The sequence below is a fragment of the Ornithinimicrobium pulveris genome (assembly GCF_050261105.1).
Classification (GTDB): Bacteria; Actinomycetota; Actinomycetes; order Actinomycetales; family Dermatophilaceae; genus Ornithinicoccus.
This window is the reverse complement of the sequence record NZ_CP189837.1, coordinates 1,712,353-1,726,382: the sequence shown is the minus strand read 5'-3', so window position 1 is coordinate 1,726,382 and position 14,030 is coordinate 1,712,353. Positions and strand designations below refer to the sequence as shown.

Below are 14,030 nucleotides of genomic sequence, written 5' to 3'. Positions count from 1 at the left end.
CGGGACCACCGACAGGCCCGCACGGGCCAATGGCCCGGGGACATCAGGAACCGACCGATGGGCACCGGGTCAGGCGGCATCCTGTTCTAGTGACGCACGCAGGTCCGACAGCACGACGGACTGATCGTCCAGATGGGCCGTCCAGTAGGCCCAACCGTCTTCCTGCTCAGCACCATCCGCCGCTGCGGCTAGCGCTGGCGTTCGGTACTCGTGGTCGTCTAGCAGGATCGTCGCGTCCTCGGTGACCTCAGCGATCGAGTCAGTCTCCGCGTCTGTCGGGGTCAGGTATGTCCCCGGCGGCAGCGACCCTGCCAGCACCAAGTCACTGAACGTTGCCAAGGCATGCTCATCGTCCTGGGTCTGCGCGGGGAGCGGTGGTTGAGCCCGGTAGTTCGGGTCGGACAACTTGCGGAAACCTTCGCGGGTGACCGCGGCGATGAGCTTGCGCCGCTCAGTGAGGAACTCTTGGTAGTCCATCGTCGTCCACCCGGTCGGCAGCGCGTGCCACCATTCCTGCTCCGCCAGGCGTTCCGTCCCGATGGTCTTGTCGCCCACCTGCGCAGCCCAGTACACGTGCGGTGGCTGGTTGGAGATGTCGATGTTGTCCGACCACTCGACCAGCGCCTGGTTCGCGACCTGATTGATCTGCCTGGTGGTGCGAAGCCCGACGGTCTGCTTGAGGTAGTCCTTCGGGAACAGGTGGTGCTTCTCCACACCCTTGACTGGTCGCCTGGTCGGGTCGATCCAGTCCTTCACCTTCAACGTGGACAGGAGCACGTCAGCGTCAAGGATGTTGAGCGCCGCGACGTACCCGATGAACGCGGGGCCCGTCGTGCTGGACGTGTGCAAGTTCTCGGGCAGCGTGACCCGCCACCAGTCCTCGGTCAGGATCGTGTCCACCTGCCCGGTGATCGAAGCCTTGAACGCCTCGGGCGTGAGTTCGAGCCCGTCCAACCGGTTGAGCTCCTCCTGCCCACGAGAGTCGACACTGCCGGAGAACCTGCCCGTGATCTGTGCCATGAAGTACCAACGGGCCATAACCTCGCGCAGTTCGTCTACGGGCACTCCGTACTCGGTCCTACCGATTAGCCACAACGCGTACCCGTAGACGACAGCGTTCTTCGTGGTAACCATGGAGCTTGTGCGGATGCCGGCCCGTTCGATCACCTTCAGGTACTCGTCCCAGTTGTTCGGGTTCAGCACCCTTGCCTGACCCTCCTTCAGCCTGGCGAGTTCGCGCTCCCGGTTCTCCGGGATGATCTGCCGCGTCCTCGGGTCACGCCCGCGGAGTGCGTTGTAGGCGTCCTGCAACTGGGCACGCTTGTTGCCCACCGCAACCACGACCCGCAAGATGTGCTTCGGGTCCAACGTCAGGTACGGGTTCTTCGGGGACCACGTGACCTTCTCGCCGGTCATCCGTGTCAACTCCTGCGGCGTGAACCGGGAGTCCCGAGCGAACGTCTCGATCTGCTGACGTCCCTCCTCCCAGAACACAGACAACCACGTCAGGATGAAGTCGGACGCGGACAGAGTCACACCCTCGGAGTTGATGCGGACGAAGATGTCCGCGACAGTCTCCCGCGACACGTGCCGCTTGAGCTGAACGACCTGAAACTGGTACGACAGGACGTGGTGCAGGCGGTTGATCGCCTCCTCCACGACTCGTTCTGTGTCCCGGTCCGGACGTTCGCCCCTGGCTTCCTCCAGCTTGTCCAGGTACGCAGAGCGAGCGTCGATCGCCGACGTGAACACGTCCCGAATGTCCTGGATCCACTCCGGTGACCGTCTCGTCGCACTGTCCGGGATCGCGAACCTCTCCGTGATCGGGTTGAACGCGATCACGATCCGTTCCTGCGAGTAGTCCTCTCGCAGGATCTGCTGTCCCTTCACAGCAGCGAACAGGGACGTGAGGCGCTGCTGCCCGTCGATCACCTGCATCGACCCTGCCTGGCTCTTCTCCTCGATCCCGATCGTCCGCGAGTGAGCAGCGTCGGTGTTCTCCCAGAACATCAACTGGCCGACAGGGAAGCCCCGGTACATCGAGTCGACCAGGTCACGCACCTTCGCGTTCGACCACACGAACGGTCGCTGGATGTCCGGCAACCGGACCTGTCCAGAGGTCACACCCCCGACAAGGTCCTGCACCGTCCACGGGTGATGACCGAACGTGTCAGCCATGGTTCCTCCTGAAGAGTTGACTACGCCCGATGCTGCTAGAGCCGGCCTGTGCTGGCCGGTGGTTCTCGCTCATGTGTGGGCCTGTCCGGCGTTCTTGATGGCGTCCCAGTGGGTGGCGTTGCCGATGACGGACTCGGACGCGAGCAGGTACCCCCACCGGTCGGTCACGTCGGCGGACGCGTTGACGGTGTTGACCCATTCGCGGGCGGCGTCGCGTTTGGCGATGACGACCGGGTCGGTCATCTGGTCGTCGCGTTTCCCTTCGACGATCCAGTAGGTGCCGTGCTCGTCCACGACGATGAAGTCCGGTTCGTACGTGCGCTGGACCGCCCCGGCCATGTACGTGATCCGTAGGGGGACGTGGTCGTCGATGCGGACGTACGCCCGGACTTTGGAGCGGGGCTTTTCCAGGATGGTCGCGAGACTGAACTCGGTCCCGTACGCGTCGAACCCGTTCACGTCGTACAGGCACTTGTCCCACCCGGAGTACGGGTACCCACGCACGAACGTTTTCGAGTTCGTGACGACGTGCCGGTCCGCTGGCGGGCGGGGTTCGGTCCGGTCAGCTGGGTCAGGCCAACGAACGTGCTCCACTTCGCGGACCTCCCTGGCGGGGGATGACGTCTGCAACGTGGAGATGTACTCCGTGAGCGCGGTCGTTGCAAGACGGCCGTGTTCGACCCGCCACGGCGTGTCGACCGTGACCCCGGCCCCGACCAGGAACGCTTTCGCGATCGCTTGGGCGGCGTTCGCTTCGGTGACGGTCTGCTCGATCCCGTTCGTCCGCAACAGGCGGGTGGTCAGGTCTGTTTCGATGTTGTCGAACGGGATCGGGAGTGTTGCTGCTTGCAGGTTGGACCCGTCCTCGTCACGGATGACGACCCGTGCTTCACCTTCGGTGTCACGGTGCGCGTCGAGCGCTTTCCGGGTGAGCGTGGGGGCGTTGTCGTCCACGAACTTCCGGCCGAGCGCTTCCACGTTCAGCTGGTTCACCTGGGTGAGGGAGAACGGGTCCCGCACCCACTTCGTGACGACCTTCGGCAGCAACAGCGGGAGGCGGATTTCGAGCTTCCGGTTCGGGGTGAGGGTCGTCACGAGAGTCTGCTCGGACTCTTGAGCGGTCTGCAGGCGTGCGTCAACGGTCGCGATGCCCATCCCGGTATGCCGCGTCGCATCCCCATCCAGGCCGTCTTCGTCGGTGTCGAAGAGGGCGTACTGGTTCGGGTCAGTCGCGGCCCGACCGGGCAGGTTCACCTCAACCTGTTCCGTCCCGGCCGGCAAACCCGCCCAGTCCGTCGTGTCGGCGTTGGTGGCTGCCTGGCGGACACCCGGTTGTGGGTTCACCTCCACGGTCGCTTCGTCGTGCCGTTGCCCGAGGGTCTGCTCCAGCAGCGACTTTGCGCGGCGCAGCAGGTCCGTGAACGAGTCATGGGACAGCACTTCGACCGTGTCCAGCATCGGGTTCCCGGTCCGTTCCCCGAACGGGAGCCGCAAACCACGGCCAAGGATCTGCTCCGTGAGCAGTTCCGATTCGAGGGAGCGGACGGCGGCGATGACGTAGATGTTCTTCACGTCCCACCCTTCACGGAGCATGTCCACGGACACTACCGCCCGAACCTTGTTCCCCGGCTGGTCCAACCCGTCCAACGCTGCGAGGGCACTGTCGGGTTCTTCGGACGTGACCAGCAGAACCTGGGCCGGGTCTCCGAGCATGTCCGGCCCAGCGAGAATGTCCCGGTACTCGTTCGCCTGGTCGATCGTCTGCGTGACCACGAACAGGACCGGTTCGACGTACTTCTTCCGCGGGAACTTACCCGTGTAGGCCCGCACCGCAGCCCGTTTCGCATCCAGCAACGTCAACGCGTCCGACAACCTAGTCCGCGTGTCCGTCACCTTGTCCTGACGGCCCACCAGGACGGGGATCTTCACCCAGCCGTCAGCGATCGCGTCCACCAACGGGTACCGGAACACGACCTTGTCCCTCGTGTGTTCGTGCGGGGTTGCCGTCAACCCGACCGTTGCCCGCGGTTCCAGGTCGTCCAACGCGGCCCGGAACTTCTTCGCGGTCTTCGAGTAGTACACGTGATGCTCGTCCGCGATCACGACCAGGTCCTCACGGCCTTGCAGGTACTCATAGATGCCCTGCCCGACCGTCTCATGCGGCGAGTGAGCACGCCGCTTGTCGTCCTTGTTCGGGCGCAGCAACGACTGGACCGTGAACACGAACACCTTCAACCGGGACTCGTCCTCGAGCGCAGCCCCAACCTCGCCACGTTCGACCGTGTCCAACGTGACCACGAACGGGTCACACTGCAACCCGCGCAGATACTTCGGATGACCGGGGGTGAGGTTGTCCACGGTCTTCCGCAAGATCGTCGACCCCGGCGCAACAATCACAACGTTGCGGACGCCTTGACCCCACAGGTAGTCCAACAGGCCCCCAGCAATGTAGGTCTTGCCGACACCCGTGGCCAGGTCAGCGACCATCTCCACACCCGGTTCAGCCTCATCCAGGGCGCGGGCGATCGCGTCGAGCGCGTCCCGGTTCGGGTCACGCAGATCCAGCATGTACGTGATGTTCTCCACCGCATGCTCGTCATAAGGCAAGTCAAAGCTCACGTCCCGGCTCCTTCCATCCGTCGCCGGGCACGCGCCGCGCCCACCTCGAGCAGGTCCCTTGGTGCTTTCCGCACACGCGAGCCTTTCGACAGGTCACGCACCAGTTCCTCCACACCCGGCAAGACAGCCTTCGCCACGATCGTCACACGCTCCTGATCGGCCAAACCAGCGACCACATGCCGGGCTTCCTCCACCCCGACTGTCCCGTCAAGCACCGCTAGGCGCATCCGACCCCGGACCCCGCAGAACGGGGCAGCGTCCTCCTGCCAATCAAACCCGAGCTGACCAGCGACCGCCCGGGCGAACTTCCCGTTCGTTGCCCAGTCCGCGAGCATCACCCCGACCGGAGACACCTCATACATCGACGGACCGATGGTCACGGTCCTGAACCCACCACCCCCGGTCCAGCCGGCCGTGTCCGTGATGCCGCCCCTGTCGGTCCCGTCGACAACCTTCTGGAGTCGCATCTGGGCGTACTCGTCAGCGGTGTCCGGGTTGAGTTCGACGGTGACCCACCGTCTGCCCATCTTGTGCGCAACAGCAGCGGTCGTCCCAGACCCGGCGAAACAGTCGAGCACGACATCGCCTGGGTCTGATCCGATCGTGATGACCCGTTCGAGGAGGCGCTCGGGTTTCGGGGTTGCGAACACGTCTCCGATCAACGCCCGCACTTCTTCCTTGCCGTTGCGGACGAACCCGACTTCCTCGGGGTGCCACACCGACGAGGGGACGCGCCCACCGGCCACTTCGGTCAGGAACCGCTTTACGTATGGCCGTGAAGATCCGTCCTTGCCCCAGTAGATACGGCCGTCCGCGTCGAGCCGTTCCAGCTCTTCCTGCGAGACCCGCCAGTACGAACCGGATGGCGGCCCGTCGATGACCCGTCCCGACGGTGTGGTGACCGCGTACAGCCCTTTGGAGTAGTAGTTCCGCGCGGCCGTGTCGCTGCGTCGCCATGGCCCTCGATGGTCGTCGTCAGGGTTCGTGTAAGCAGCGTCCATCCTCTCCGTGCGAGGCAGTTGGTTAAACCGGCACGAACGGAGGTCCCGCGCGTACACGAGGATCGTGTCGTGGTCCATCGAGATGTACTGTGCGGTGTTCCTAGGGTCGTTCCGGCGCTTCCACACGACGGACGCGACGAAGTTCGACGCCCCGAACACCTCGTCCAACAACAGCCGGACACGGTGTGCCTCCGCGTCGTCCACGTGGATCCAGATTGACCCGTCGTCGGTCAGCAGCTCACGTGCGACCAGGAGCCGTTCCCGCATGAACGAGAGCCAGGTCGAGTGCTCGAGCCAGTCGTCGTAGTGATCGAACGCCTGCCCGGTGTTGAACGGCGGATCCCAGTACGCGAGCCTGACCTTGCCCAGGTACTCACGCCGGAACTCCGGCACCTCCGCGAGCACCCGCAGTACGTCCAGGGAGTCCCCGGTGAACAGCAGGTTGTCCGCGTATGGGTCTCCCATCCCCACGTCACCGTGGGAGCCGGTGAACTCGGTGAGGCGAACCTCGGACGCGGCCGGGTGCGACCGTTCCACCCAGACCGGCTTGCCTTGGTCGTCCTTGGGTGTGAGCAGGAACTTGTCCTTGCCGGGCCAGGTGAGTTCCAGCCTTGGTCCAGCGGTCACGGTGTCCGGCTCCTTCGCGGTCGGCGGCCGCGAGACTGGGACGTTGACGCGGCGGTACGCCGACCCTACCCGTCCCAGATCGCCGGTCACTGGGTGGTCAGGCGACGCCACGCAGCGCTCCCCGCGTCCGAGCCTTCGTACGGGGCTTGGTGGTTTCCTTCAGCAGGTCACGCGGAGCCTTCCGCACCCGCGAACCCGGCGACAACGACCGCAACAGATCCTCCACGTCAGGCAACACCGACTTCGCGACCACCGTCACACGCTCCCTGTCACCAAGGGCTGCCACCAAGTGCCGGACTTCCTCGTGGCCGACCGTCCCATCCAGGACCGCAAGACGCATCCGACCCTTCACCCCGCAGAACGGGGCCGCGGCCTTCTGCCACTCAAACCCGAGCTGCCCCGCGACGGGGCCTGACCCCGGATCTTGGACACGCTGAATCCAGCACCCGGTGCTGGGAAAGGGAGATGATCCGAGAATCATGGCAAGGAAGAACTACTCCGAGGAGTTCCGTCGTCAGGCCGTCGACTTGTACGAGTCCACCCCGGGCGCCACGGTCCGCGGCATCGCCGAGGATCTCGGCATCGTGCGCGGCACGCTGCGGCACTGGCTCGAGGTCTACGGGACCGGCAAGAAGACCGCCGCTGACGGGACGTTGACCTCCAGCCCGCTGCAGTCCAAGACGACCACGAGGAAGAGCGCCTCGGCGCCGGTCGATGAGACGCCGGAGCAGAAGATCGCCCGGCTCGAAGCGAGGGTGAACGAGTTGGAGGTCGAGACCACCAAGCTCACCACCGAGCGGGAGATCCTCCAGCGGGCGGCCAAGTATTTCGCCGGGGAGACGCGCTGGTGAGTCGCTTCCAGTTCGTCGCCGACAACTCTGCCACCTTTGAGGTGAAGCGACTGTGCGAGTTGGTCGAGATCGAGCGCTCCTCCTACTACGCCTGGCTGACGGCAGCCCCGGCACGCGAGGAACGGGCTCGGGCCGATGCCGAGCTCGCGTCGCGGATCCGGGCGGTGCATGCCGAGGACAACACCCAGGGGGCGCCGCGGATCACCGCCGAGCTCAACGACAGCGCACCTGCAGGTGAGCGGGTGAACCACAAGCGGGTCGCGCGGGTGATGCGGCTTGAGGGCATCCGTGGCTATGTGAAGAAGCGTCGGGTGCGGACCACGATCCCCGAGCCGTCGGGGCAGAAGTACCCCGACCTGCTCAAGCGCGACTTCGCTGCCGAGCGCCCCAACGAGCGCTACGTCGGGGACATCACCTACCTGCCGCTGGCCGACGGGACCAACCTCTACCTCGCGACCGTGATCGACTGCTACTCACGGCGGCTCGTCGGGTGGGCGATCACCGACCACATGCGCACCGAGCTCGTCGAGAATGCGTTGAAGGATGCCGCCGCGACCCGGGGCGGCCTCAAGGGCGCGATCTTTCACAGCGACCACGGGTCGGTCGGCGGATTCAACTGGTCGTCGCAACACCTTGATCTCGGAGGTGGTCGACGATGGCAACGACAGACTGGAGCAGGAAGACCAGCGAGGCGCCGCAGGAGCTTCGCCGGCAGTGGCGTGCTGATCGAGCATTGCGGCCGGCGATGCGCTCGCCCGGGCGGCCTGATCCCTCTCGGGTGGTGCAGCGGCAGTTCTGGCGCTTGATCGCTACTGGGGTCACGACGGTGGAGGCGTCGCTGGCGGTGGGCGTGTCGTGGCCGGTCGGTGCCCGCTGGTTTCGTCACGCTGGCGGCATGCCGCCGATCTGTCTGAGCGAGCCCACCGGCCGCTATCTGAGGTTCGAGGAACGTGAGGAGATCGCGATCCTGCGCGCCCAGGGCAAGGGCGTGCGTGAGATCGCCCGCGTGATCGGGCGTGACCCGGGCACGATCTCACGCGAGCTTCGCCGCAACGCCGCCACCCGCGGCGGTAAGCAGGAGTACCGTGCGACGGTGGCGCAGTGGAAGGCGCAGCAGGCTGCCAGGCGGCCCAAGACCGCCAAGCTGGTGCAGAACGAACGTCTTCGCGAGTACGTCCAGGACCGGCTGGCAGGCAACGGTCAAGTCCCGGGTAGTGGTGTAGCGCTGTGCTCCTTCGACAGGGGGTTAGGCGGTCAGCGCGGGTAGGGCATCGGCTCCGATCTCGGGTTCGGTGTTGGGCACGATGTTGACGCGGCAGCGGGCCAGCACCTCGAGTCCGAGGTAGCGGCGTCCTTCGGCCCACTCGTCGGTCTGCTCGGCCAGGACGGCGCCGACGAGGCGGACGATCGCGTCGCGGTTAGGGAAGATGCCCACGGCGTCGGTGCGGCGGCGGATCTCCTTGTTGAGGCGCTCGGCGGGGTTGTTGGACCAGATCTGGGTCCACACGTCCTTGGGGAAGGCGGTGAAGGCCAGGATGTCCTCGCGTGCGCCGGCGAGGTGCTCGGCCACCGCGGGCAGCTTGTCGGTGACGTAGTCGATGAGCCGGTCGAACTGCGCGTGCACCGCCGATGCGTCGGGCTGGTCGTACACGCTGTGCAGCATCGCCTTGACCGCCGGCCACATCGACTTCGGCGTCACCGACATCAGGTTGGCCGAGTAGTGGGTGCGGCAGCGTTGCCAGGAGGCGCCGGGCAGGTTCGCCGCGATGGCCTCGACCAGACCGGCGTGCGCGTCGGAGGTCACCAGCCGCACGCCGCTCAGGCCGCGGGCGACCAGGTCGGCGAAGAACTCGTTCCACGCCGCCCCCGTCTCGCTGGTGGCCACCCGCATGCCGAGGACCTCGCGGTGCCCGTCGCCGTTGACGCCGGTCGCCAGCAGCACGACGGCGTTGATGACGCGCCCGCCCTCGCGGACCTTCATCGTCAGCGCGTCGGCGGCCACGAACGTGAACGGGCCGGCGTCCCCGAGCGGGCGGTGGCGGAACTCCTCGACGAGCTGGTCCAGGTCGGCGGCCATCCGGGAGACCTGGGACTTGGACAACGAGTCGATGCCCAGAGTCTTGACGAGCTTGTCCATGCGCCGGGTGGAGACCCGGCCCAGGTAGCAGTCGGCGACGACGGTGATCAGCGCCGACTCGGCCCGCTTACGCCGCTCGAGCAACCACTCGGGGAAGTAGGTGCCCTTGCGCAGCTTGGGGATCGCCACCTCCAGGGTGCCCACCCGGGTGTCCAGGGGGCGGCGGCGGTAGCCGTTGCGCTGGGCGACTCGGTCGGGGGTGGGCCGGCCGTACTCGGCGCCGACGACGGCGTCGGCGTCCGCGGACAGCAGGCTGTTGATGATCGACTGCAGCAGGTGCCGCATCAGATCCGGACTCGCCTCGGCCAGGGCTTCGCCGAGCAGGCCGGCAGGGTCGACAATGTGAGGAGCGGTCATCGTGTGACTCCGTTCGAGGGTGCTGTGAGAGGTTCACTCGAAGGATCACGCGGTGGCCGCGTCCTCGTCCGACGTACACGCCGGAGACGACGACTTCAGCTACCGCGCTACACCACTATGCGGGACTCAACTCAGGCAACGTGCGCCGACCGGACGGCACGATCGTGGCGGGCCCGACCACGCCTGCCTGGAAGGGCGTGAACAAGCCGCACCGGGCGGACCGGCGGTGGTCGCTGGCGTGGAGCCCGGAGCAGATTTCTCACCGGCTGCGGATCGACTTCCCTGATGATGAGTCCATGCGGATCAGCCACGAGGCGATCTACCAGTCGCTGTTCATCGAGAGCCGGGGCGCACTCAAGCGCGAGCTGGTCGCTTGCCTGCGGACCGGCCGCGCGCTGCGGGAGCCGCGGGCCCGTTCGCGGAACAAGCCCCAGGGCCACGTGAGCGCCGATGTCGTCCTGAGCGAACGTCCCGCCGAGGCCGAGGACCGGGCTGTGCCCGGACACTGGGAAGGCGATCTGATCATCGGAACCGGTAGGTCGGCGATCGGCACGCTGGTCGAACGCAGCAGCCGCTCGACACTGCTGGTGCATCTGCCCAGGTTGCAAGGGTGGGGCGAGAAGCCGTGCGTGAAGAACGGACCCTCGCTGGGTGGGTACGGTGCCGTCGCGATGAACGCCGCACTGACGGCCTCGATCACCACGCTGCCCGAGCAGCTGCGCAAGACCCTGACCTGGGACCGGGGTAAAGAGCTCTCCGGTCACGCGCTCTTCACCGTGGAGACCGGCACCAGGGTGTTCTTCGCCGACCCACACTCGCCGTGGCAGCGACCGACCAACGAGAACACCAACGGTCTGCTGCGCCAGTACTTCCCCAAAGGCACCGACCTGTCCCGCTGGTCCGCCGAGGACCTCGAAGCCGTCGCCCACGCGCTCAACAACCGGCCCCGCAAGGTACTGGGATGGAAGACACCTGCAGAGGTCTTCGCCGAACAGCTACGCTCCCTGCAACAGCCCGGTGTTGCATCGACTGGTTGAACTCAAGGTCTACTGCTCGAAGGCCTACGCCAAGCTGTGCCGGAAGCTCGGTGTCACCCAGTCGATGGGTGCTGTCGGCTCCTGCCTGTTAACCGGCCAATCGGCCCTATGTGGGCGTCGAGAAGGTGGCCAACCTCGCAGTGGAGGTGCTCGCTTTCAGGTCCGGGCAGGCGTAGGGATGATGCATGGACACCGATGCCGGTGCTGCGGTCAGTCTTCGCCAGGTCGGTCAGCGCTGGGAGCTGGCCTGTCCTGCCCGGCCCGGGCTCGTCGTCGTTCCCAACGCCGACCTGGGGTACCTGGCTGACCGGAACTACTCGCCTCGTACCGTCCGCACGTACGGCTTCGGGCTGCTGGCGTTCTGCCGATGGGCCTATGGCACCGGCAGGGACGTCGAGGCGGTGAGTACTGATGACCTGCTGTCGTTCTTGTCCGCGTGTCGGCAGCAGGTCGTGACCGGGCGGGGTGGACCGAACGTGGTCGACCTGGCCGGGCGCCGCACCGACCGCCTCGCCCCGGCCTCGGTGAACCTGCGCCTCGCGGCCATCGCGGGGATGTATGAGTACCTGGCGATGCGGGACCCCAGCAGGACCTCCCCGGTGCCCAAAGGACGGCCCTCGATTTGGTTTGCGCAGGGAGAACGCTCCGGCCTGCTGGCCCACACCAAGCGCCGGCCCGCGCCCCGGTCCCGGCTGCGGTTGCGGACCCCGCGACGACTTCCTCGGGCCTTGACCCCGACAGAGACCAGGGCGCTGCTGGCCAGCCTGCGCAGTCGACGGGACCTGGCGATCGCCGGGCTGATGCTGTACTGCGGACTGCGCTCGTGCGAGGTGCTCGCCCTGGCCGTGAGCGACGTCGACATCGGCGGCCGGTGGCTGCTGGTGCACGGCAAGGGCGGCAAGGACCGCCGGGTCCCTCTGGACGGGGACCTCGCCGCGGCGATCAACGCCTACCTGCTCACCGAGCGCCCGGACACGCCCAGCCCGTCGTTGTTCGTGGTGGCCAAGGGCCCTACCCGCGGTCAACCGCTGACCCCGGCCGGGCTGCGCACGATCTTCCGCTACCACCGTGCCCGCAGCGGGGTCGGCGCCGGCGCACCGCACGCGCTGCGGCACACGTTCGGTACCGCGCTGGCCGAGGCCGGGGTCGACCTGGCCGTCATGCAGTCCCTGCTCGGGCACGCCCACGTCGACACCACCGCCCGGTACATCCACCTCGCCCCGACCCACGTGAAGGCTTCCTACGATGCTGCACGCACCCGGCAACGCGACACGTCCAGCTGACCAGCACGACGGTGCTGAACCAGCGCGGGAGGTGCTGGCCGCCTACCACGCCCACCAGGACCGCACCGGCCGCGGGAACAGTGCATTCACGAGCGCGGCGAAGTGCTTCCTGCGACGCTGGCCGTACGTGCAGGACTGGGCGGCCGAGCCGCTGGGCGTGCAGCTGTCCGCGAGCACGGCCACCCGCCCGTTCCTGACGTTCCTGCTCGTCACCGGGCGGCTGCGGCCCTCGTGGGAGTACCTGGTGCACCGCAAGTTCTCCTCGCTGTGGCGCGACCTGCCCGGCACCGTGATCGGCGAGGACGTACAGGATTTCATCACAGCCGCCCGAGCCGTCGGCTACTCCGAGCGGGTCGCCTCGGCCATGGCCTCCCAAGTGATGGCCCGGGTGCTGTTCGCCACCGGCAAACGCCTGTGCCAGGTCACCCACGACGACTTCGACGCCCTCGCCGCCGCCGGCCAGGCACGGCAGGAGGCCACCGGACGCACGTGGAAGCACTACCGTGCCTGCGCCACTGCGACCCGGACCGTGCTGTTCCACCACGGCGTCCTTCCCGCCCCACCTGAGCCGTGGGAGCAGCGTTGGCCGTTCGCCCGACGCCTGGGCGGCGTGCCCGAGCCGATGCACTCGATCCTGGTGCGCTACCTGGACCGCAAGTCGGTGACCTGCAAGATGACCACCGTGTCCTCCCTGGCGACCCGCCTGGCCCACTTCGCCACCTTCGTCACCACCCTCGAGGCGGACCTCACCCCCGCGGGTCTGGACCGGGTCAGGCACATCGAACCGTGGCTGGTCGCGCTCACCCGAGCGGAGAACACCAGGTCCGGCGGCCTGCTGTCCGTGCCCGAGCAGGCCCGTCGGATCCTGGCGGTGGCCAATTTCTGCTCCGACATCACCGAGTGGGACTGGCCCGAAGCACCACCGCGCAAGCTGCTCTACGCCTCGGACAACCCGCGCCTGCCCCAACCCCTGCCCCGGTTCCTCCCGCCCGCGGCCGACCAGGCCCTGACCCAGGCCCTGACCGACTCACCCCACCGGCTGGCCGCCGACGCGCTGCTGCTGCAACGCGCCTGCGGTTTGCGCATCGGCGAGCTGCTTGACCTCGAGCTTGACGCCGTCATCGACGTCCCCGGCGCCGGCTCCTGGCTCAAGGTGCCACTGGGCAAGCTGGACACCGAGCGGATGGTCCCGATCGACACCGAGACCCTCACCCTGATCGATCGGATCAGCACCACCCGCAGTCCCGGCCGACCGATCCCGCACCCGCGCACCGGACGCCCCGCGGACTTCCTGTTCACCACCCACGGCCACCGGCTCAGCCAGAACCGGCTGCGCGCCGAGCTCGACCGGGCCGCCGGCGCCGCCGGGCTCGGACACATCACCCCTCACCAGCTGCGGCACACCTACGCCACCGCCCTGGTCAACGCTGGCGTCTCCCTGCAAGCCCTCATGGTCATCCTCGGCCACGTCAGCGCCGAGATGAGCCTGCGCTACGCCCGCCTCTTCGACAGCACCGTCCGCGCCGAGTACGAACGCGCCCTGAATCTGGCCAAGTCACGCCTCGGCCCCCTACCCACCCCCGACCGCGGCACCGACGAGCAGAACGGCGGCGACGACTGGCGCACCACGCCGACCATCAAGACCGCCCTTGCCGGAGGCTACTGCCTGCGTGCCCCTGCGCAAGGGCCCTGCGCCTACGCCAACCTGTGCGAGCACTGCCCCGCTTACCGGACCACCATCGAGCACATCCCCGTCCTGACCGCCCAGCGCGACGACGCCGCTGTCCTCGCTCAGGACGCCACCGACCGAGGCTGGGACGCCGAGACCGAACGACACCTACGGCTGATCAGTCGCCTCAACACCCACATCGAGCAGGCAGCGACACGCCGAACCCCCGCGTGACCAACAGCACAACACGTGCTCCTACACCATCACCAAG

At 67.1% G+C, this 14,030-nt stretch carries 6 protein-coding genes and 3 pseudogenes; 5 read left to right on the top strand and 4 right to left on the bottom strand.

Annotated features, from left to right (window positions below):
- Positions 1–69: 69 nt before the first annotated feature.
- The 3 genes from ACQBAT_RS08000 to ACQBAT_RS07990 all read right to left on the bottom strand — a co-directional run bounded on the left by ACQBAT_RS08000 (position 70) and on the right by ACQBAT_RS07990 (position 6,536).
- Positions 70–2,178, bottom strand: coding sequence for a GmrSD restriction endonuclease domain-containing protein (locus tag ACQBAT_RS08000; RefSeq protein WP_420748538.1), 2,109 nt, complete (start codon positions 2,176–2,178; stop codon positions 70–72).
- Between the two features lie 69 nt (positions 2,179–2,247).
- The gene (locus ACQBAT_RS07995) at positions 2,248–4,797 is read right to left on the bottom strand and encodes a DEAD/DEAH box helicase (RefSeq protein WP_420748539.1); all 2,550 of its coding nucleotides are present in this window, start codon (positions 4,795–4,797) and stop codon (positions 2,248–2,250) included.
- Positions 4,794–6,536, bottom strand: a complete 1,743-nt coding sequence (locus ACQBAT_RS07990) for a site-specific DNA-methyltransferase (RefSeq protein ID WP_420748540.1) — start codon at positions 6,534–6,536, stop codon at positions 4,794–4,796. Before ACQBAT_RS07990 ends, ACQBAT_RS07995 begins: the two co-directional genes overlap by 4 nt.
- 368 nt (positions 6,537–6,904) lie before the next feature.
- Here ACQBAT_RS07990 and ACQBAT_RS07985 point away from each other — a divergent pair.
- Together ACQBAT_RS07985 and ACQBAT_RS07980 are read left to right on the top strand one after the other, a co-directional pair.
- Positions 6,905–7,881: pseudogene (locus ACQBAT_RS07985) on the top strand (IS3 family transposase); the annotation flags it as partial.
- Between the two features lie 140 nt (positions 7,882–8,021).
- Positions 8,022–8,471: pseudogene (locus tag ACQBAT_RS07980) on the top strand (transposase); the annotation flags it as partial.
- 51 nt (positions 8,472–8,522) lie between these two features.
- Here the strand turns inward: ACQBAT_RS07980 and ACQBAT_RS07975 are convergent.
- Positions 8,523–9,770, bottom strand: coding sequence for an IS256 family transposase (locus tag ACQBAT_RS07975; protein WP_427197667.1), 1,248 nt, complete (start codon positions 9,768–9,770; stop codon positions 8,523–8,525).
- A gap of 131 nt (positions 9,771–9,901) precedes the next feature.
- On the opposite strand from ACQBAT_RS07975, the pseudogene ACQBAT_RS07970 reads away from it, so the two are divergent.
- The 3 genes and pseudogenes from ACQBAT_RS07970 to ACQBAT_RS07960 all read left to right on the top strand — a co-directional run.
- Positions 9,902–10,807: pseudogene (locus tag ACQBAT_RS07970) on the top strand (IS30 family transposase); the annotation flags it as partial.
- Between the two features lie 185 nt (positions 10,808–10,992).
- A complete protein-coding gene (locus ACQBAT_RS07965) occupies positions 10,993–12,090 on the top strand; it encodes a tyrosine-type recombinase/integrase (protein WP_420748288.1) in 1,098 nt (365 codons plus the stop codon).
- Positions 12,053–13,993, top strand: a complete 1,941-nt coding sequence (locus tag ACQBAT_RS07960; protein ID WP_420748289.1) for a tyrosine-type recombinase/integrase — start codon at positions 12,053–12,055, stop codon at positions 13,991–13,993. Before ACQBAT_RS07965 ends, ACQBAT_RS07960 begins: the two co-directional genes overlap by 38 nt.
- Positions 13,994–14,030 lie beyond the last annotated feature (37 nt).

Coding starts and splice junctions, on each gene's coding strand:
- ACQBAT_RS07965 (WP_420748288.1), top strand. CDS start 10,993: ATGGACACCGATGCCGGTGCTGCGGTCAGTCTTCGCCAGGTCGGTCAG.
- ACQBAT_RS07960 (WP_420748289.1), top strand. CDS start 12,053: ATGCTGCACGCACCCGGCAACGCGACACGTCCAGCTGACCAGCACGAC.
- ACQBAT_RS07975 (WP_427197667.1), bottom strand. CDS start 9,770: ATGACCGCTCCTCACATTGTCGACCCTGCCGGCCTGCTCGGCGAAGCC.
- ACQBAT_RS08000 (WP_420748538.1), bottom strand. CDS start 2,178: ATGGCTGACACGTTCGGTCATCACCCGTGGACGGTGCAGGACCTTGTC.